The 16,538-nt window shown below is 60.7% G+C and carries 20 protein-coding genes; 7 read left to right on the top strand and 13 right to left on the bottom strand.

Going from position 1 to position 16,538, the window contains the following annotated elements; translation table 11 throughout:
- Positions 1 to 102: 102 nt before the first annotated feature.
- The 3 genes from surE (at position 103) to ACR0DO_RS05470 (ending at position 2,762) form a co-directional block, all read left to right on the top strand.
- On the top strand, positions 103 to 885 hold the full coding sequence (gene surE, locus ACR0DO_RS05480; RefSeq protein ID WP_170325157.1) for a 5'/3'-nucleotidase SurE: 783 nt from the start codon (positions 103 to 105) through the stop codon (positions 883 to 885).
- A complete protein-coding gene (locus ACR0DO_RS05475) occupies positions 882 to 1,532 on the top strand; it encodes a protein-L-isoaspartate(D-aspartate) O-methyltransferase (protein ID WP_421598430.1) in 651 nt (216 codons plus the stop codon). Before surE ends, ACR0DO_RS05475 begins: the two co-directional genes overlap by 4 nt.
- 63 nt (positions 1,533 to 1,595) lie before the next feature.
- A complete protein-coding gene (locus ACR0DO_RS05470; protein ID WP_170443637.1) occupies positions 1,596 to 2,762 on the top strand; it encodes a peptidoglycan DD-metalloendopeptidase family protein in 1,167 nt (388 codons plus the stop codon).
- A 61-nt stretch (positions 2,763 to 2,823) separates the two neighbouring features.
- On the opposite strand, the gene ACR0DO_RS05465 is transcribed toward ACR0DO_RS05470, so the two are convergent.
- Both ACR0DO_RS05465 and ACR0DO_RS05460 read right to left on the bottom strand, forming a co-directional pair.
- Positions 2,824 to 3,495, bottom strand: a complete 672-nt coding sequence (locus tag ACR0DO_RS05465; protein ID WP_480557090.1) for a helix-turn-helix transcriptional regulator — start codon at positions 3,493 to 3,495, stop codon at positions 2,824 to 2,826.
- A 21-nt stretch (positions 3,496 to 3,516) separates the two neighbouring features.
- Entirely contained in the window at positions 3,517 to 3,822 is a 306-nt protein-coding gene (locus ACR0DO_RS05460) for a hypothetical protein (RefSeq protein WP_480557089.1), read from the bottom strand.
- Between the two features lie 219 nt (positions 3,823 to 4,041).
- Here ACR0DO_RS05460 and ACR0DO_RS05455 point away from each other — a divergent pair, with 219 nt between their 5' ends.
- From ACR0DO_RS05455 to ACR0DO_RS05440, 4 genes are all read left to right on the top strand, one after another.
- Positions 4,042 to 4,257, top strand: coding sequence for a twin-arginine translocase TatA/TatE family subunit (locus tag ACR0DO_RS05455; protein WP_170328918.1), 216 nt, complete (start codon positions 4,042 to 4,044; stop codon positions 4,255 to 4,257).
- Positions 4,258 to 4,263: 6 nt separating this feature from the next.
- On the top strand, positions 4,264 to 4,722 hold the full coding sequence (gene tatB, locus ACR0DO_RS05450; protein WP_170443643.1) for a Sec-independent protein translocase protein TatB: 459 nt from the start codon (positions 4,264 to 4,266) through the stop codon (positions 4,720 to 4,722).
- Positions 4,719 to 5,597 carry a twin-arginine translocase subunit TatC gene (gene tatC / locus ACR0DO_RS05445; RefSeq protein ID WP_480557088.1) on the top strand — a complete coding sequence of 293 codons (879 nt, stop codon included), beginning with the start codon at positions 4,719 to 4,721 and terminating at the stop codon, positions 5,595 to 5,597. The genes tatB and tatC overlap by 4 nt, the downstream gene beginning before the upstream one ends.
- Before the next feature lie 117 nt (positions 5,598 to 5,714).
- Positions 5,715 to 6,557: an ATP-binding protein gene (locus tag ACR0DO_RS05440; RefSeq protein ID WP_480557087.1), complete on the top strand. Its 843-nt coding sequence runs from the start codon at positions 5,715 to 5,717 to the stop codon at positions 6,555 to 6,557.
- 62 nt (positions 6,558 to 6,619) lie between these two features.
- Here the strand turns inward: ACR0DO_RS05440 and ACR0DO_RS05435 are convergent, their stop codons facing one another.
- The 11 genes from ACR0DO_RS05435 to alr form a co-directional block, all read right to left on the bottom strand.
- On the bottom strand, positions 6,620 to 7,264 hold the full coding sequence (locus tag ACR0DO_RS05435) for an SDR family NAD(P)-dependent oxidoreductase (RefSeq protein WP_170443649.1): 645 nt from the start codon (positions 7,262 to 7,264) through the stop codon (positions 6,620 to 6,622).
- A 41-nt stretch (positions 7,265 to 7,305) separates the two neighbouring features.
- Positions 7,306 to 7,554 carry a hypothetical protein gene (locus ACR0DO_RS05430; protein WP_170443651.1) on the bottom strand — a complete coding sequence of 83 codons (249 nt, stop codon included), beginning with the start codon at positions 7,552 to 7,554 and terminating at the stop codon, positions 7,306 to 7,308.
- 266 nt (positions 7,555 to 7,820) lie between these two features.
- A complete protein-coding gene (purF, locus tag ACR0DO_RS05425) occupies positions 7,821 to 9,344 on the bottom strand; it encodes an amidophosphoribosyltransferase (protein ID WP_170671755.1) in 1,524 nt (507 codons plus the stop codon).
- 631 nt (positions 9,345 to 9,975) lie between these two features.
- Positions 9,976 to 10,590 (bottom strand): CvpA family protein, encoded by a 615-nt coding sequence (locus tag ACR0DO_RS05420; protein ID WP_480557086.1) that lies wholly within the window; start codon positions 10,588 to 10,590, stop codon positions 9,976 to 9,978.
- Positions 10,591 to 10,631: 41 nt separating this feature from the next.
- Positions 10,632 to 11,993 (bottom strand): DNA repair protein RadA, encoded by a 1,362-nt coding sequence (radA, locus tag ACR0DO_RS05415; protein WP_421598440.1) that lies wholly within the window; start codon positions 11,991 to 11,993, stop codon positions 10,632 to 10,634.
- A 121-nt stretch (positions 11,994 to 12,114) separates the two neighbouring features.
- Positions 12,115 to 12,774 carry a DNA repair protein gene (locus tag ACR0DO_RS05410; protein WP_480442711.1) on the bottom strand — a complete coding sequence of 220 codons (660 nt, stop codon included), beginning with the start codon at positions 12,772 to 12,774 and terminating at the stop codon, positions 12,115 to 12,117.
- 271 nt (positions 12,775 to 13,045) lie between these two features.
- Positions 13,046 to 13,498: a paraquat-inducible protein A gene (locus ACR0DO_RS05405; protein WP_170671751.1), complete on the bottom strand. Its 453-nt coding sequence runs from the start codon at positions 13,496 to 13,498 to the stop codon at positions 13,046 to 13,048.
- A 46-nt stretch (positions 13,499 to 13,544) separates the two neighbouring features.
- Positions 13,545 to 13,892, bottom strand: a complete 348-nt coding sequence (locus tag ACR0DO_RS05400; RefSeq protein WP_170671749.1) for a hypothetical protein — start codon at positions 13,890 to 13,892, stop codon at positions 13,545 to 13,547.
- Positions 13,893 to 13,903: 11 nt separating this feature from the next.
- Positions 13,904 to 14,650: an ABC transporter ATP-binding protein gene (locus ACR0DO_RS05395; RefSeq protein WP_480557085.1), complete on the bottom strand. Its 747-nt coding sequence runs from the start codon at positions 14,648 to 14,650 to the stop codon at positions 13,904 to 13,906.
- Positions 14,647 to 15,429, bottom strand: coding sequence for an MlaE family ABC transporter permease (locus ACR0DO_RS05390; RefSeq protein WP_170443665.1), 783 nt, complete (start codon positions 15,427 to 15,429; stop codon positions 14,647 to 14,649). The genes ACR0DO_RS05395 and ACR0DO_RS05390 overlap by 4 nt, the downstream gene beginning before the upstream one ends.
- Entirely contained in the window at positions 15,426 to 16,460 is a 1,035-nt protein-coding gene (gene alr, locus ACR0DO_RS05385) for an alanine racemase (RefSeq protein WP_480557084.1), read from the bottom strand. Before alr ends, ACR0DO_RS05390 begins: the two co-directional genes overlap by 4 nt.
- Positions 16,461 to 16,538 lie beyond the last annotated feature (78 nt).

The raw sequence follows: 16,538 nt of genomic DNA, 5'->3' as shown, positions 1-16,538 counted from the left end.
GCCCCAAGTGGTGCGCGAAAGCCGCAGATTGCAGGTTCGCTTTGCTTGCCGCCGCGCGGGGGCGGGTCTATCAAGGTCAAAACGCAGCGGTGGATGGGGCATATGCGTATTCTTCTGACCAATGACGACGGCATCAACGCGCCGGGTCTGATCGCCCTGGAAGCGATCGCGGCCGATCTGGCCGGACCGGACGGAGAAGTCTGGGTCGTCGCCCCCGCCTTTGAACAGTCGGGCGTCGGCCATTGCATCAGCTATACCCACCCGATGATGGTCGCCAAGCTGGGCGAGCGTCGCTTTGCCGCTGAAGGATCTCCTGCCGATTGCGTGTTGGCCGGGCTGCATGACGTCATGAAGGACGCGCGGCCCGATCTGGTGTTGTCGGGGGTGAACCGGGGCAACAACTCGGCCGAAAATACACTCTATTCCGGCACCGTCGGCGGCGCGATGGAGGCCGCTTTGCAGGGCATTCCGGCGATTGCCTTGTCACAGTATTTCGGCCCGCGCAATCTTGGGCTGGACGATCCGTTCGAGGCCGCAACCCGCTTCGGCGCCGATCTGGTGCGGAAAATCCTGGATGCGACTCCGTCAGAACAGGGCGACTACCGCCTGTTTTACAACGTGAATTTCCCCCCGGTACCCGCAGATGAGGTGCTGGGCACGCGGGTTGCTCCGCAGGGCTATCGCCGCGACACTCATTTCTCGGTAGAACCGCACAGCTCGCCTTCGGGGCGGCGGTTCCTGTGGATCAAGGGTGGCTACCAGCACAACCCGACCGCGCCGGGCACGGATGCGGCGGTCAATCTGGCGGGCTATATCTCGGTCACGCCGATGCGGGCCGATCTGACAGCGCATGATGCGCTTGAGGCACTGAAGACAATCGAATGACCGGACTGGATCCCGAAACAAAAATGCAGTTCCTGTTCGCCCTGCGGTCGCGGGGCGTAACGGACGCGCGCGTATTGGCGGCGATGGAGCAGGTCGACCGGGGCCGGTTCGTCAAAGGCCTGTTTGCCGAGCGCGCCTATGAGGATACGCCTCTGCCGATTGCCTGCGGGCAGACGATCAGCCAGCCCTCGGTCGTGGGGCTGATGACACAGGCGCTTGAGGTCACTCCGCGGGATACGGTGCTCGAGGTCGGAACCGGCTCGGGCTATCAGGCGGCGATCCTGTCAAAGCTGGCGCGCCGGGTTTATACGGTGGAGCGCCACAAGCGTCTGGTGCGCGAAACCGGGGCGCTGTTCCGCGAGTTGGGGCTGACCAATGTCACCGCGATGTTGTCGGACGGGTCCTTCGGATTGTCCGAGCAGGCCCCGTTTGATCGAATCATTGTGACTGCTGCGGCAGAAGACCCGCCCGGGCCGCTCTTGGCGCAGCTGAAAATCGGCGGTATCATGGTGTTGCCGGTGGGACAGTCGGATGCGGTTCAGACCCTGATCCGGGTCCGGCGTACCGAAACCGGTCTGGACTATGACGAATTGTTGCCCGTTCGTTTCGTGCCCCTTTTGGAGGGGCTTGGCAGGGACGGGGCGTAACTAGATATTCTGCAATATGCGCCGGAACCCCGGAGAACAGGGGCAGGCGTTGAGGACAGTAAGATGAGAGCAGTTTCCAAATCAGCGATGCTCCGCTGTGCGACAGGGGTGGCGGCCGTGGCGTTCCTCGCCGGGTGCGAAGGTCCGCTCGACTATGATCTGCGGGGCAATGTGGGCGGTTTTACGACCGCAGATGCCGCGCAGTCCGCGACCACCAACCGTCCGACCCCGGACGCGCGGGGGGTGATTAGCTATCCGAACTATCAGGTTGCCGTCGCCCGCCGGGGGGACACGGTCAATGATGTGGCCGCACGTATCGGCCTGCCTGCGGGTGAATTGGCAAGGTTCAACGGGTTGCAACCCGATGACCAGTTGCGCGATGGCGAAGTAATCGCATTGCCGCGCACGGTTGCAGCCGGTAGTACCGTGGATATCGCCACAATTGCCGGGACGGCCATTGATGAGGCACCGGCGGACGGTTCGGTTCGGACATCGACGCTGGAACCCGCGCAACCCGCTGCGGCGCCTGCGCCGACGCCGCCTGCGGCCTCGGGGCCTGAGCCGATCCGTCACAAGGTCAAACGGGGTGAGACGGCCTTTACCATCTCACGCCTATACGATGTTCCGGTCAACGCACTGGCCGAGTGGAACGGATTGGATTCGGACTTTACCGTGCGGGAAGATCAGTTCCTGCTGATCCCGATCAAGAACCAGCCTGCGCCGCAACAGGCCGCTGTGCCGGCCACCAACGTGACGCAACCGGGGCAGGGGTCGCCGACACCGACACCGCCAAGCGCAACGCAGCCTCTGCCGGACGAGCAGGTCGCCCCGGCCGTGCCAGCGCCTGACGTAACCGCAGAGGCGCCGACCAGCCAGAGCAACTCGGCCCTTGGGTTACCTGTCACCGGGACGATCATCCGGACCTATGAGAAGGGCAAGAACGAAGGAATCGATATTGCCGGGGCACCTGGCTCTGCCGTAAAGGCGGCCGAGGCCGGGACCGTCGCAGCCATCACCGCAGATGCCGATCAGGTGCCGATCATCGTGATCAAGCACAACAGCGACCTTTTGACCGTTTATGCGAATGTCGACAAAGCCAGTGTCAAAAAAGGCGACCGGGTGCGCCGTGGTCAGCAGATCGCATCCTTGCGGGGCGGGGATAACTCCTATGTCCATTTCGAGGTACGGAAAGGGTTTGAGTCGGTTGATCCCGAACCTTACCTGAAGTGATGGAAATGGCCCGTTCCGGGCCATGCCTCCGGCGGGAGTATTTGGGAAAAGATGAAGTCGGTCAGGCGTGCGGGTCGAAGTCGTCCAGGCGCTTGCCGGTTTCATCGGCGAAAATTTCGGGCAATGGCTCGACTGCCTCGATCAGGTCGATGCGGAAGACGCGAAAGCCTTCGCGCAACTCGCACCAGGCCGTGAGGGTCCAGACGCGGCCCCAGTATTCCATGTGCAAGGGGCGTATGGTGCGGTCTGTCAGAACGCCGTCGATGCGGCGATAGGTCAGGCGCAGTTTCTGGCGGGATTTGATGGCGGCCCGGATCGGGGCCATATGCGCCAGCCCCCGTGCCGCGTCGGCAAAAGGGTAAACGGCGAATTTCCACGTATCGGCCTCGGCCACGACCTGAGTCGGCAGCACCGCGTCGATCTTGTCGGCCAGTGACTCGGCCGCTGCTTTCAGGTCAGGGTCGGCGGCCTCGGCCACGATGGCCATGCCGAGGTTCAGAGCTTCCAACTCTGAGGGGGTCAGGTTCAGTGGGGGCAGGGTGATCTGCTCGCGGACCATATAGCCGACGCCGCGCTCGCCCTCGACCGGAACGCCCGAGGCGACCAGCGTATCCATGTCGCGGTAGATCGTGCGAACCGAGACCTCGAGCCGGTCCGCGATGTCCTGCGCGCGGTGCAGTTTACCGTCGCGCAGGATCCGGATGATATCGAACAGGCGATCCGTGCGGCGCATGTCACGCCGTCCAAACCGCGTTTAGGCGGTCATGTTCCATAGAACGTTCTCATGGCGCATCTGGATGCTTTCAGGGTTGATGGCGGCCATCAAATTCGCGCAGAAGTCCTGTTGCGGGAATTGCGCGGCGGCATCCTTGGCGGCTTTCATATCGGTCCAGACGACATAGTCAGTCCAGCGGCCATCCTCTCCTTGGCTCAGTTGCCGATGGGCAAAGCCCGGCGCCGAGCGGACAAACGCTTCGGAGGCCTGGCTGAGTTTCACGAACTCTTCCGGCGAGGTGCCATTGGCAAGGGTGAAGGTGACGATTTCTGCAACATGGGTCATGTGAATCTCCGTTGACCAAGTTTCGATGCCCTCTACCTAGCCATCTACAACTGACATAAACCTGTCAGTTGTGAAATGCCAATCCGTAAAAAACGTACGATCCGTTCACAATTCGGCGCGGAATTGATTTGCGTCACTTTTGCGCACGGCCTTGCAGGCGTAGACACAGGGCCAGATAACATCCCCGGCGCGTGGCGCCGACGTACAAGGAGAAGAGACATGCTTAACAATATCGGCCTTCCCGGTCTGCTGCTGATCGCCGTTGTGGTGCTGGTGCTGTTTGGCCGCGGCAAAATCAGCTCGTTGATGGGCGAAGTGGGCAAGGGCATCACCTCGTTCAAGCGCGGCGTCAAGGAAGGCGCGGACGAGCTTGAGCAGGACGCAGCCGAAGTGGCCAAGGACGTCACCCCCGAGACCGACAAAGACAAGGTCTAAGTCCAGATGTTTGATCTGGGCTGGACCGAGCTTCTGGTCATTGGCGTTGTTGCCCTGATCGTTGTGGGGCCAAAGGATTTGCCGGTGCTGTTCCGCAATGTCGGCCGCTTTGTCGGCAAAGCCCGTGGCATGGCGCGCGAATTTAGCAGCGCCATGAATGAGGCCGCCGATCAGGCGGGCGTCAATGAGATCAAGAAGGGTCTCGACGCGGCCACCAACCCCGTTGGCAGCGCCATGGACGGTGTGAAAGAAGCCGCGCAGGATCTGGCGAAAAGCATCGATCCGACCAAGTTCGACCCCGACAGCGAAACCGGCAAGCTGGCTGCTGAACGGGCCGAGCAGGCCAAGAAGATTCAGGCCACGACCGCACGGGCCGCTGCTGAACGCAAGGCCAAGGAAGCTGCTGACGCGCTGGCCAAGGCCGAAGAGGCCGAAGCCGCGCTGAAAACCGAAAGCAAGACATGACCAAAACCGACGAGATCGAGGACAGCTCGGCCCCATTGATCGAGCACCTGGCGGAGTTGCGCACGCGGTTGATTCACTGCGTCGTGGCGTTTCTGGTCGGCATGATCATCTGTTTTACAGTGGCCACGCCGCTCTTCAATTTCCTGACTAACCCCCTGTGCAATGTTCTGGCTGAGCGTGGGCAGGATTGCGGGCTGATCTTCATCTCGCCGCAGGAAGGCTTCTTTGTCGCCATCAAGGTCTCGTTGCTGGGCGGCTTCATCCTGGCCTTTCCTTACATCGGGATGCAGATGTGGCGCTTCGTGGCGCCGGGGTTGTACAAGTCGGAAAAGAACGCGTTCCTGCCGTTCATGCTGGCCTCGCCCTTCATGTTCTTGCTGGGCGCAAGCTTTGCCTTCTACGTGGTCACGCCGCTGGCCTATGACTTCTTCCTTGGCTTCCAGCAATTCGGTGCCGAAGGTGAGGCCGTGACCGAAGGTGCAACCGCAGCACCTCTGAGCGTGGTGTTCCAGGGCTCGGCGCAGGAGTATCTGAACCTGACGATCAAGTTTATCGTGGCTTTTGGCCTGTGCTTCCAACTGCCGGTTTTGCTGACCTTGATGGGCAAAGCGGGGTTGGTCACCGCCGAAGGGCTGGGATCGGTACGCAAATACGCCGTAGTCGCCATTCTGGTGCTGGCCGCACTGGTGACACCGCCGGACGTGATCACTCAGATCATTCTCTTTGTGGTGGTCTACGGGCTCTATGAGGTGTCAATCTTCCTCGTCGCACGCGTCGAGAAAAAGCGCGAAGAGCAACTGCGCGCTGATGGCTACTATGACGACGAAGAAGAAGAGGCCGACGAAGAGATCGTGCTGGAAGAAGACGGCAAGTAATCCTGTCGGTTGCTAACAATCGGGCGCGTCCTTCGGGGCGCGCCTTTTTCGTGCCGCGCTCTTGTTGTGCCGGGCGGAACATGGTTTGAACCCCGCAAGACACGACCGGAGGCCCCAATGGACGACCAAGCCCTGAACCGCATCGCCGACGCGCTGGAACGTATGGCGCCAGCTCCTCTGGCCGCCCCCGAATTTGCGGCAGCCCCGGCCTTTGTCTGGCAGGTAGAGCCCGACCGTCTGGAACCGGTCACGCAGGTCAATCGTGTTGATCTGGACCTGCTGGTCGGCATCAACCGATCTCGCGATACGCTGCTGGATAATACGCGTCGGTTCGCCGCTGGCTTCAAGGCCAACAATGCGCTGCTCTGGGGCGCGCGCGGGATGGGCAAGTCCAGCCTCGTCAAAGCCGTCCACGGCACGCTGCAGAACGACTACCCCGACCTGAAACTGGTAGAACTGCAGCGCGAAGACATGGGCTCGGTCGCGCGTCTGCTGAACCACCTGCGCGCCGCGCCGCACCGGTTCATCCTGTTCTGCGATGACCTGTCCTTTAGCCACGATGACCAGCACTACAAATCGCTCAAGGCGGTGCTGGACGGTGGCATCGAAGGCCGCCCGGAAAACGTCGTTTTCTACGCCACCTCGAACCGCCGCCACCTGATGCCGCGGGACATGATCGAGAACGAGCGTTCAAGCGCCATCAACCCGTCCGAGGCGGTCGAAGAAAAGGTCTCGCTGTCCGACCGGTTCGGGCTGTGGCTGGGCTTCCATCCCTGTGATCAGGATGAATACCTGGCCATGATCGACCGCTATTGCGCGGCCTACGGTGTCTCAATTGCCCCCGAGACCCTGCGCGCCGAAGCAATCGAATGGCAGGCCACACGCGGCGCACGTTCGGGCCGCGTGGCGTGGCAATTCTTCGTCGATCTGGCCGGGCGCAACGGCGTGCATATCGCGTAAACCCGCGCGCTTCATCTTTTCCCAAATAATCCCGCCGGAGGCATGGCCCAAAGGGCCATTCCTTACAGCAGTGCCAAAATACGCGCGGCCTCATCTGCTGTGCTGGTCAGCACATCACGATCCTCGCCGGGGTGGAAACGCGCGCGTACGGCCGTTGGCATCGGCGCGGGCTCGACAATTGTCACGCGCGGACCGGTGCGTTCGGTCTCAAGCGCCCAGCTGCGTGCTAGCGCCATCTGCGCCGCCTTGGTCGCACCATAGATGCCATAGAATTTCTCGCCCGCTTTCGGGTCATCGAAGAACACGGCATGTCCGGCCTCGCCCAGCAGGGGGGCGATGTAGGGGATCAGGACCGACGTGGCAGTGGCATTGGTGTTGACGGCCTTGGTCCATTCCTTGGGGTCGACGAAATGCGTGGGCGTCAGCGCCGAGGTGTGGACTGCCGTGTGCAACCACAGATCGACCTTGCCCCAGCGATCATGGATGCCCCGGCACAAGGTGGCCATGGCGTTCGGATCGGCGATGTCCATGGGGGCAAGCGTCGCTGCGCCGCCTTTGGCGCGGATGCGGTCATCCAGCTCTTCCAGCCCGCCGGTGGTGCGGGCAACGGCGACGATGTGATATTCGGGTGCCAGCGCCTCGGCCAGGGCAGCGCCCAACCCACGAGAGGCCCCGGTGACGAGGGCGATTTTGGTCTGATCGGTCATAACAGCGGTTTGGACCCCTGCGCGCAGGGCGTCAAGCCAGTTTAACTGCCGGGTATGGCGATCCGTTTGGTCTGGCCGCTTTGTCGCAGCATCACACCCTCGTCATCAATGGCGACCACGGTGCCTGAGGATACCCGGCTGCCGGGCTTGACCTCTTTCACTCGGCCAGACGACATGCGTACCAGCGCGCGCATATCCGACTTTGGCCCGAAGACCCCCAGCACGGACACGGAACTTTTGTTCAGCGCACCCTTTTGTGTGGCCACGCTTTTGACGGTTGCGTTTGACATGAATTCCGACCCGGCCGTGGTGGCCCAGCCCCTTGTTTTGAGTGGTTGGCAGCTGGCGGCCTAGCAAACCGGACTACAGAGTTAAACCCCGGCTCAGGGTCACGAGACCGACAGGGTCCTCGACTCGGGCGAAGCCCTTGCGATTGCAAATTCTTCATCGGAGGGTTGTGCGCGAAAACCCACTCATGCGCCTGAGAGCCAGACAGAAAAAGACCCGCATCACCAAAGCTGTGCGGGTCAAAAACTGTATTGATTCGAGTCCGGACTTATCCCGAAGCCAGTTTCGCGCTGTTCCACGAACCGCCGGGCACCTGCATGTCCTCGCGCTTTTTGCTGACGCGGCTGCTGTTTTCGAGGCTGTCCAGATAATCGTCGCTGACACTACCGGTGATGTAGTTGCCGTCAAAGCAGGAACAGTCGAAGGCCTCGATCTCGGGGTTGCCTTCCTTGGCGGACCAGATCAGGTCGTCGAGGTTCTGATAGAACAGAGCATCGGCGCCCAGTTCCTGCCGGATCTCTTCGACCTCTTTGCCATTGGCGATCAATTCATGCTTGGTTGGCATGTCGATGCCATAGACATTGGGGAATTTCACCGGCGGCGAGGCACTGGCGATGAACACCTTCTTGGCTCCGGCCTCACGGCACATCTGGACGATCTTTTTGATCGTATTGCCGCGCACGATCGAGTCGTCGATCAGCAGCACGTTGTGGCCCTTGAACTCAAGCGGAACGGCGTTCAGCTTGCGGCGCACGGATTTCTGACGCTCTTCCTGACCGGGCATGATGAAGGTCCGACCGACATAGCGGTTCTTGACCAGCCCCTCGCGGTAGGGGATGCCGGTCGCCTTGGCGACCTCAAGCGCGACCGGGCGGGCGCTGTCGGGTACGGGGATGATGCGGTCGATATCCAGACCGGCGGCCTCGATCTGGCGGGCCAGTGTCTGGCCCATGCGCATCTGGGTCTTGTAGACCGAGACACCGTCCAGCAGCGAATCCGGGCGGGCGAGGTAGACATATTCAAAAATGCACGGCGTCAGTTGCCCTTCGACTGCTTGGAAGGTGTGCATTTTGCCGTCCAGATCGATCAGGATCGCCTCGCCGGGTTTGACGTCGCGCAGCTTGTCAAAGCCGTTGATGCCAAACGCCACATCTTCCGAGGCAAAGGCATAGTCGTCGCCCTCGCCATCCACATCGCGTTTGGCAACGGACAACGGGCGGATGCCATACGGGTCGCGGAAGGCCAGCATGCCGACACCGGCAACCAGACAGATTACCGAATAGGCGCCCTGAACCCGCTCCATCGTCATCTTCACACCGGCAAAGAGGTTGCGGATCGGCTCGGCATTACCATTCACTTTGATCGCGTCGGCAACCTTGTCGGCCAGCACGTTCAGCAGAATCTCGGAATCCGAAGTGGTGCGCAGGTGGCGGCTGTATTTTGCCGTGACTTTCTCGCGCTGTTCGGCGGTGTTGGTGATGTTGCCGTTATGGACCAGATAGATGCCATAAGGCGCGTTCACAAAGAAGGGCTGCGCCTCGGACGCGCTGAGCGACCCTGCCGTGGGATAGCGCACATGGCCCATGCCGATCTTGCCCAACAGGGTTTCGGCGTCCTGTGCGTTGAACACATCCTTGACCAGACCGTTGGCTTTCTTTTCACGGAAGAACTCATCGTTATAGGTGACGATGCCCGAGGCGTCCTGACCCCGGTGCTGCAGCATCAGCAGCCCGTCATAGATTTCCGCAAAGACATCATGCGTCCTGCTTGCGATCCCCAAAATCCCACACATCTACGGGCTCCAACTTCTACGACGTTTTGACTGGCGATGATGATCTGAACATCTGCATAGGTGTACCTGTACGCCTTGCCGCCATCCCGGCTGCTGGTGCAGACGCGCCTTCGTCACGAGGGCGGGCGCGAAAGTAAACAGGGTCAGCAAGATCGGCGGCTCCGATTCCATGTCAGCTCGGCATCCACATAATGCCTAACGGGGCCTGTGTCATCAAAGGATCACAATTGTCGGTTCCTGCAGATGTATTTTGCCTGATACGGCATCAAAAGGTGACACGGGCGCAGGCATGTGCTGTCATGGCGAAAGTCATGAGTTTTTTCATAAAACCGGGTTCGATCGGGGCAGCGCCATGTGGCAACACAAGCAAGGAACAAAAAAGGAAGAACCTGTAAAACGCAGGTGCCATCGGTGCCGTGGTATGGGACGCGCGCCTTGTCCGATCTGCAATGGGGCCGGAGAGGTTCTTAAAAGCCGGGATATACTTGGAAAACCCATAATGGGTCGCTGCGAAGGATGTTTTGGCCTGAAAACCATCAGATGCACAGTCTGCGCGGGCGAGGGCTTTGTCAGTTAAAACCTGACGCGCAGACGCAGAAAAAAAGCCCGGGCAAAGCCGGGCGTTTTTTTCTTATTCGGTCGTGGCCGGTTCGGTTGTATCCGGGGCGGCCGGTTGTTCCGTAGTGTCCGTGCCGCCGTTGCAGCTTGCCACAAGCTCTTCATATTGCTGGGTGACCCAACCCAGAGCCTGTTCGGGGTTCTGCTCTTCGATCCGGTCGCTGAACTGTTCGAACACTTTGGCCGAGCGGCTTTCGTCGACGATCGTATAAGACTGGCCGGTCATCACGGTGTCATAGACAAAGAAAGCAATGGCCACCAACAGGATGCCGCGGGCGATGCCGAAGAAAAGTCCAAGCGCCTGATCCAGCCCGCCGATGGCCGAGCGCTGAACGATCGACGAAAACAGCGGTGTAAAGATGCTGACGACGATCAACGCGATGGCAAAGACGGCGGCAAAACCGGTGATCACCGACAATTCGCAGCTGTCGCGCAGGAAGTCTCCGACCACCGGGATTTCTTTTACCAGCGGTACGGCCTGGGGTGCAAAAATGAAGGCCAGAACGGCGGCTGCGACCCAGCCCGCGATGGCCAAAACCTCACGTAAAAAACCGCGTGAATAGGCCAGCAGGCCCGACACGACGATGATCAGGGCAACCACCCCGTCGACTATTGTAAAACCTTCCATGGCCCTCGCCTGTATTTTTTTCAGCCCCTCAAGGCGTTACCTTAACCTGCTCCGAAGGTTTCGCCAACAAACCCCACCAAATCAGAGGGTCGGGTGAGTGTCAGACCTGCCACAGTGCCGGTTTTGCCACCTGCCGGAGCAATTGCCGATGTGAAACCAAGTTTTTGGGCTTCTTTCAACCTGTTTTCGGTCTGCGGGGCGGGTCTAAGTGCCCCGGATAACGAGATTTCTCCGAAAACAACGGTATCTGCGGGCAGGGCTGTGTCTTCGCGGGCACTCAGCAATGCGGCAGCTACCGCAAGGTCGGCTGCGGGTTCGCTGACCTTCAGCCCTCCGGCGACGTTCAGATAGACATCAAGCCCCGCAAAGGGGATACCGCAGCGGGCTTCAAGCACGGCGAGGATCATCGCCAGCCGCCCGCTGTCCCATCCGACCACCGTGCGGCGGGGCTGGGAATGCGGTGAAGGGGCCACAAGTGCCTGTAATTCAACCAAAACAGGGCGGGTGCCTTCGATCCCGGCAAACACGGCCGAACCGGGACTGGGGGTGCCGCGTTCCGACAGGAACAGGGCCGAGGGGTTGGTAACCTGGGCCAACCCCTTGCCGGTCATTTCAAATACGCCGATCTCATCAGCCGGGCCAAAGCGGTTTTTCACGGCGCGCAGAATGCGGAACTGGTGGCCGCGCTCGCCTTCGAAATAGAGCACGGTGTCGACCATGTGTTCGACCACGCGGGGGCCTGCGATTTGGCCTTCCTTGGTGACATGGCCAACCATGATGATTGATACGCCGTGTCGTTTCGCAAACGTGGTCAATTCATGCGCTGCGGCCCGGACTTGTGACACCGAGCCCGGCGCGCTGTCCACATTGTCTGCCCACATGGTCTGAATCGAGTCGATAATGGCGAGGCCGGGTTTTTCCGCCTCAAGCGTCGTCAGGATATTGCGGAGATTGGTTTCGGCCGCCAGTTGCACCGGCGCGTCTTCGAGACCCAGACGACGTGCGCGCATCCGCACCTGCGCGCTGGCTTCCTCGCCCGAGACATAGATGGTTTTGACACCGGCCCGGGAAAACCGCGCGGCGGCCTGCAGCAGAAGGGTGGATTTGCCGATGCCCGGATCTCCGCCCACCAAGAGGGCCGAGGCGGGGACAAGGCCGCCACCCAGCACACGGTCCAGTTCCTCAACCCCGCAGAGCGTTCGGGGCGGAGGCGTTTCCTCGGTGGACAGGTCGCTGAGAGCAATGGACTGGCCGCGTTTTCCACCAAGGGATTTCTTGGCGGGTCCGGCGGATAGGGGGACGTCCTGCGAAATGGTGTTCCATTCACCGCATCCGTCGCAGCGCCCGGACCAGCGCGAATGTGTCGCGCCACAGGCCGAGCAGGAAAAAGTCGTCTTTGCCATGCCGCCTTGGTGCCCGAGGACGGGCGGTTCTTCAAGCCCTTGCGGGGCTTTCATCTCCGCCGATGGGGTGCCGCGTCCTCAGGCCCCAGGGGGCCATCGTCCGTGGCGGGCGCTGGCGCGCCTATTCCGCGGCGCGGGGGGGCGACATTGCGATGACGCTGGACGCTTGGGATGTTTTATCCTTGGGCGGTGTCTGCAACTGCGCCGACAGTTCCGGCAGCAGTTCAAACAGCTCGTCGCGCAGGCGGGTCAATTGCGACTTGGCAATTGATTCCTCCATCTCGACGTCGCGGGTCCATTGGCGCAGTTCGTTCTGGATTACCTGCGCCTCTTCGATCCGCTTCTGGAATTGTTCGATCTCTTCCTGACGCTGTTGCAGGAACATCCGCGCGCGAGAGATTTTGGCGTTGCCGTAGGTTTGGGCCAGCTCGTGGCTGATCTGGCTCATCTGAGCCGCAAGCTCCAGGATCTCGGGCTCAAGCGTCTGCAGGTCGGGGTGCTGGCGCAAAAAGGCCATCCGCTCTTTGACGGCGTCGAACTCGGACGACATCATGAACAGCCCCTCGCGATCTGCGGCATGGGCCATTTGATAGGCCGAAGAGATATCGTGCATGTTCAGCGCGAATTTTCGATGGTTGTTTTCCAGCGCCATCATCCGCGCATTGGCCGGCAGGTAGAACGCCAGCATCAGGATCAGCGCGGTCAGGCCAATCTGAACGTACATCCCGGCGTCGGTTACCGTGCCGTCACCGAACCCGGCCTGAATCGAGAGCCAGGGCAATACACCCAGGGCGGACAGAAGTGTGGCTGAAACGGATAGTAATGCGGCCGCGCATATCAGAAAAAAGGTCAGTCTCAAAAAGGCATTTTGAAATTGCAATGTCACATTGTGGAGGGCTGTCATGATCGACGAACTCCTTCTAGAACCGGTTAACACCAGGTCCAAGCGGAGACACCTAAAACACACAGAATGATCCGCTGCGGACCCGTAAACTACAAATTTTTACTGCTCGAAATACTAAGATGATACTCAGATGAGTGTTTTCAATCAATTAGCTCTGAGGATTTCGTGAACTGCGTGTCATTTCGGTAATCTGGCCCAGTGCAATCGACGCCAGAATACAGGCTGTGAACAGGTAGAGGCCCCATGCGGTTTCGATGGTCGCGTAAGAGATGCCTTTGGCTAGCGTAATGTAAAGCGCGATCAGGAAGATATCGGCCATCGCCAGTTTTCCGAGGATGTTGAGCGCGGGCTGAACGCGTGCATCCAGCAGGTCCCATTGGATCAGGGCGGTGCCGATGGTTTTGATGTATGGCGCGAAGAGGGCGAAAACGGTGACGATCAGCGCCAGAAAGACGTCGGATTTCCAGAGCGATTGCAGGCCGGTGATGACGCTGATTTCGCTGAGGCCGAAGATCGGCAGCAGGCCCGCGCGCATCAGCGGGGCGAACCACGCGATGGGGTAGAGGATCAGGAGCGAGAGGGTGGCGAGGCGGAGGGTCATTGGCATCACTGATATGTAATCCGTGCTCTGAGAAATCGCTACGATCTTAGCCAACTGGTGGGATGGCGGTTTTTAGGCCCTCGTAAATTGCCCACACTGTTGCGGGGCCCGCGACAACAAAAATCAGCCCCGCCAACCTTGCAAGAGGTTTCGGATCAAAAAAACGTCCGGGCCACAAAACAACGACTGAAATTGCGGTGTAACACAATCCGTTCCCTATCAAAAAAGGTGTATGGGGCACGGCAAAGCTCGGTTGGAAAGCGTACACGAGCCCATAAGTAAAGGTTGCGAAGATCAACAGCGACAATAATGGGAACCGAGACAAACCAACCAACGCAAAGTAAGCGGCGAAAGCCCAGCAAAATATCAGCCCGAATCCAAGAACGTAGTCCAAGGCTAAGCTCGTCACCGCACCGCCTCAATCGGTCCCTCGGCACTCCCGCTGATGAACTGCTCGACATACGGATCACCCGAGGCATCCATCTGGCTGACCGGGCCGGTCCACTGGATGACGCCTCCGTGCAGCATGGCGACGTTGTCGGCAATCGCGCGGACAGAACTCATGTCGTGGGTGATGGTCATGGCGGTGGCGCCCATCTCGGTCACGATCTCGCGGATCAGATCGTTGATGACGCCGGACATGATCGGGTCCAGCCCCGTGGTCGGCTCATCGAAGAAGATGATCTCGGGCTCGGCGGCGATGGCGCGGGCGAGGCCGACGCGTTTCTGCATCCCGCCTGACAGTTCCGACGGAAACCGGTCGGCCACGTCGGATTTCAGCCCCACGCGGCGCAGTTTCTCGATGGCGATCTCGCGGGCGTATTCCGGAGGGCGTTTCAGCGGACCACGCAGCAGGCGGAAGCTGACGTTTTGCCAGACCGGCAGCGAGTCGAACAGCGCTGCACCTTGAAACAGCATCCCGAACCGGGCCAGGAATCTGTCCCGGTCGCCCTTGGTGGCGTCTTTGCCATTCACATAGATCATGCCGCTGTCGGGTTTAATCAGGCCCAGGATGCATTTCAGCGCCACGGATTTCCCCGTGCCCGAGCCGCCGATGATGACCATCGAGGTGCCCTTGGGAATCTCAAGGTTCATGCCCTGCAACACATGGTTGTCGCCGAAAGCCTTATGTACGTTCTCCATTCGGATCATAGCGAGAAGAACACCCCTGTCAGAATGAAGTTGGCGGCCAGAATCATGATTGCGGCGGATTCGACCGAGGATTTGGTGGCCCGGCCCACGCCCTGCGCGCCGCGGCCCGAATCCATACCGTAGTAGCAGCCCATGATCGCCGCGATCAGGCCGAAGGCGGCCCCTTTGACCAGCGATGAGACGATGTCACGGGCTTCAAGGAAATTGACCGTGTTCGACAGGTAGTTTGCCGGATTGAAACCCAAGTTCTGGGTCGCGACCGCATAACCGCCGGCTATGCCGATAATGTCGCCGATCCCCACCAGCAGGGGGACGGTGATCAACGCGGCCAGAACGCGCGGGGCGGTCAGGTATTTCATCGGATGCGTCGACAGGGTGACCAGCGCGTCGATCTGCTCGGTCACTTTCATGGTGGCGATCTCGGCGGCGATGGATGAGGTCACGCGGGCCGCGATCATCAGGCCGACCAGAACGGGGCCGAGTTCGCGCACCATACCGATGGCGACGATCTGCGGCACCACGGCCTCGGCGTTGAAACGGGCGCCACCGGCGTAGATTTGCAAGGCCAGCGCGCCTCCGGTGAAAATGGCGGTCATGCCGACGACCGGCAGCGACAGCCAGCCGATATTCATCAGCGCAACCATGAACTCACGCGGGTAGTAGGGGGGGCGGAAGATGTGCGAAATCGCATCCACCGAGAACAGCGCAACTTTGCCGAATGTGGCGAATAGCGCCAGGACCGCCCGGCCCAGACCGCCCAGCAGGTTGAGAGGGTTCATTCCACGTAGCCCCGGGAATAGCGCGCGCCAAGCGAGGTGAGGATTTCGTACCCGATTGTGCCTGCGGCCTCGGCCAGGTCATCGACGGTCTGGTGGCCGTTCAGGATGCGCAGGCGTTCGGGGTCTTCGGGCAGGTCGGTGACGTCGACGGTGATCAGGTCCATCGAGATCCGGCCGACCACAGGGCAGGGCTTGCCACCTGCAAATGTGTCGATACCGCCGCCGATGGCGCGGTGCAGACCGTCGGCATAACCAGCGGCCACGGTTGCGATACGAGACGGGCGCCGTGCAACCCAGCTGTTGCCGTAACCGACGGATTCTCCGACCTCGACCGCGCGCACCTGAATGACGGGCAGGTCGACCGTCACCACCGGCTTGGCGTCGGCGAAGGGCATCCCTCCGTAAAGGCCAACACCAGGGCGGCAGAAGTCGAAATGGAATTCGGGACCCAATAGCGTGCCGCCGGTGGCAGCCAGCGACCGGGGCGCGGTGACGCCATCCGTCATCTCGCGGAAGGTTTTCAGCTGCTGGCGGTTCATCGGGTGGTCGGGTTCGTCCGAGCAGGCGAGGTGCGACATGACCACGGCCGGGTTCAGCGGCTCGGCCTTGGGGCGCAGTTCGGCCCAGTCGGCTGGCTCCAGACCCAGACGGTTCATGCCGCTGTCCAGCTGGATGCCAAAGGGATGGTCCGGTAACGCCTGCTGGTGACGCAGGAACTGTTCGGGCGAGTTGATCAGCGGCGTCAGGTCATGATCGCGCAGCAGATCGGTGTCACCTTCCATATGCCCCGAGAACACGCCGATCAGCGGGCCGGGGCCAACGGCCTTGCGCACGGTGACGCCTTCCTCGGCGACGGCGACAAAAAACTTGCGAACACCTTCCTCGGCCAAGGTCGCGGATACCGGTCCGGAACCCAGCCCATAAGCGTCGGCTTTGACCACGGCGCCGGTCTCGACATCCGTTTTTGCGTTGAGCGCCCGCCAGTTGCTGGCCAGCGCCTGAAGATTGATCGTCAAACGTGCGGTACTCATGGTGCTGTTCATGACATTGGAACGCGGCAGGTCAAGGGGGAATGCGGTAATTCTTGCGCATATCGTTGCGATACCGCG

Source organism: Ruegeria sp. AM9 (assembly GCF_056540565.1).
Note: the sequence above shows the minus strand (reverse complement) of the source record. Positions and strands in the feature narration are given on the sequence as shown.

Excerpts from the sequence above, each read along its gene's own strand:
- ACR0DO_RS05470 (WP_170443637.1), top strand. The coding sequence starts at position 1,596 with ATGAGAGCAGTTTCCAAATCAGCGATGCTCCGCTGTGCGACAGGGGTG.
- ACR0DO_RS05455 (WP_170328918.1), top strand. The coding sequence starts at position 4,042 with ATGCTTAACAATATCGGCCTTCCCGGTCTGCTGCTGATCGCCGTTGTG.
- ACR0DO_RS05405 (WP_170671751.1), bottom strand. The coding sequence starts at position 13,498 with ATGACCCTCCGCCTCGCCACCCTCTCGCTCCTGATCCTCTACCCCATC.
- ACR0DO_RS05465 (WP_480557090.1), bottom strand. The coding sequence starts at position 3,495 with ATGCGCCGCACGGATCGCCTGTTCGATATCATCCGGATCCTGCGCGAC.
- ACR0DO_RS05435 (WP_170443649.1), bottom strand. The coding sequence starts at position 7,264 with ATGACCGATCAGACCAAAATCGCCCTCGTCACCGGGGCCTCTCGTGGG.
- tatC (WP_480557088.1), top strand. The coding sequence starts at position 4,719 with ATGACCAAAACCGACGAGATCGAGGACAGCTCGGCCCCATTGATCGAG.
- surE (WP_170325157.1), top strand. The coding sequence starts at position 103 with ATGCGTATTCTTCTGACCAATGACGACGGCATCAACGCGCCGGGTCTG.
- ACR0DO_RS05440 (WP_480557087.1), top strand. The coding sequence starts at position 5,715 with ATGGACGACCAAGCCCTGAACCGCATCGCCGACGCGCTGGAACGTATG.
- alr (WP_480557084.1), bottom strand. The coding sequence starts at position 16,460 with ATGAGTACCGCACGTTTGACGATCAATCTTCAGGCGCTGGCCAGCAAC.
- ACR0DO_RS05390 (WP_170443665.1), bottom strand. The coding sequence starts at position 15,429 with ATGAACCCTCTCAACCTGCTGGGCGGTCTGGGCCGGGCGGTCCTGGCG.
- ACR0DO_RS05475 (WP_421598430.1), top strand. The coding sequence starts at position 882 with ATGACCGGACTGGATCCCGAAACAAAAATGCAGTTCCTGTTCGCCCTG.
- purF (WP_170671755.1), bottom strand. The coding sequence starts at position 9,344 with ATGTGTGGGATTTTGGGGATCGCAAGCAGGACGCATGATGTCTTTGCG.
- ACR0DO_RS05460 (WP_480557089.1), bottom strand. The coding sequence starts at position 3,822 with ATGACCCATGTTGCAGAAATCGTCACCTTCACCCTTGCCAATGGCACC.
- tatB (WP_170443643.1), top strand. The coding sequence starts at position 4,264 with ATGTTTGATCTGGGCTGGACCGAGCTTCTGGTCATTGGCGTTGTTGCC.
- ACR0DO_RS05395 (WP_480557085.1), bottom strand. The coding sequence starts at position 14,650 with ATGATCCGAATGGAGAACGTACATAAGGCTTTCGGCGACAACCATGTG.
- ACR0DO_RS05430 (WP_170443651.1), bottom strand. The coding sequence starts at position 7,554 with ATGTCAAACGCAACCGTCAAAAGCGTGGCCACACAAAAGGGTGCGCTG.
- ACR0DO_RS05420 (WP_480557086.1), bottom strand. The coding sequence starts at position 10,590 with ATGGAAGGTTTTACAATAGTCGACGGGGTGGTTGCCCTGATCATCGTC.
- radA (WP_421598440.1), bottom strand. The coding sequence starts at position 11,993 with ATGGCAAAGACGACTTTTTCCTGCTCGGCCTGTGGCGCGACACATTCG.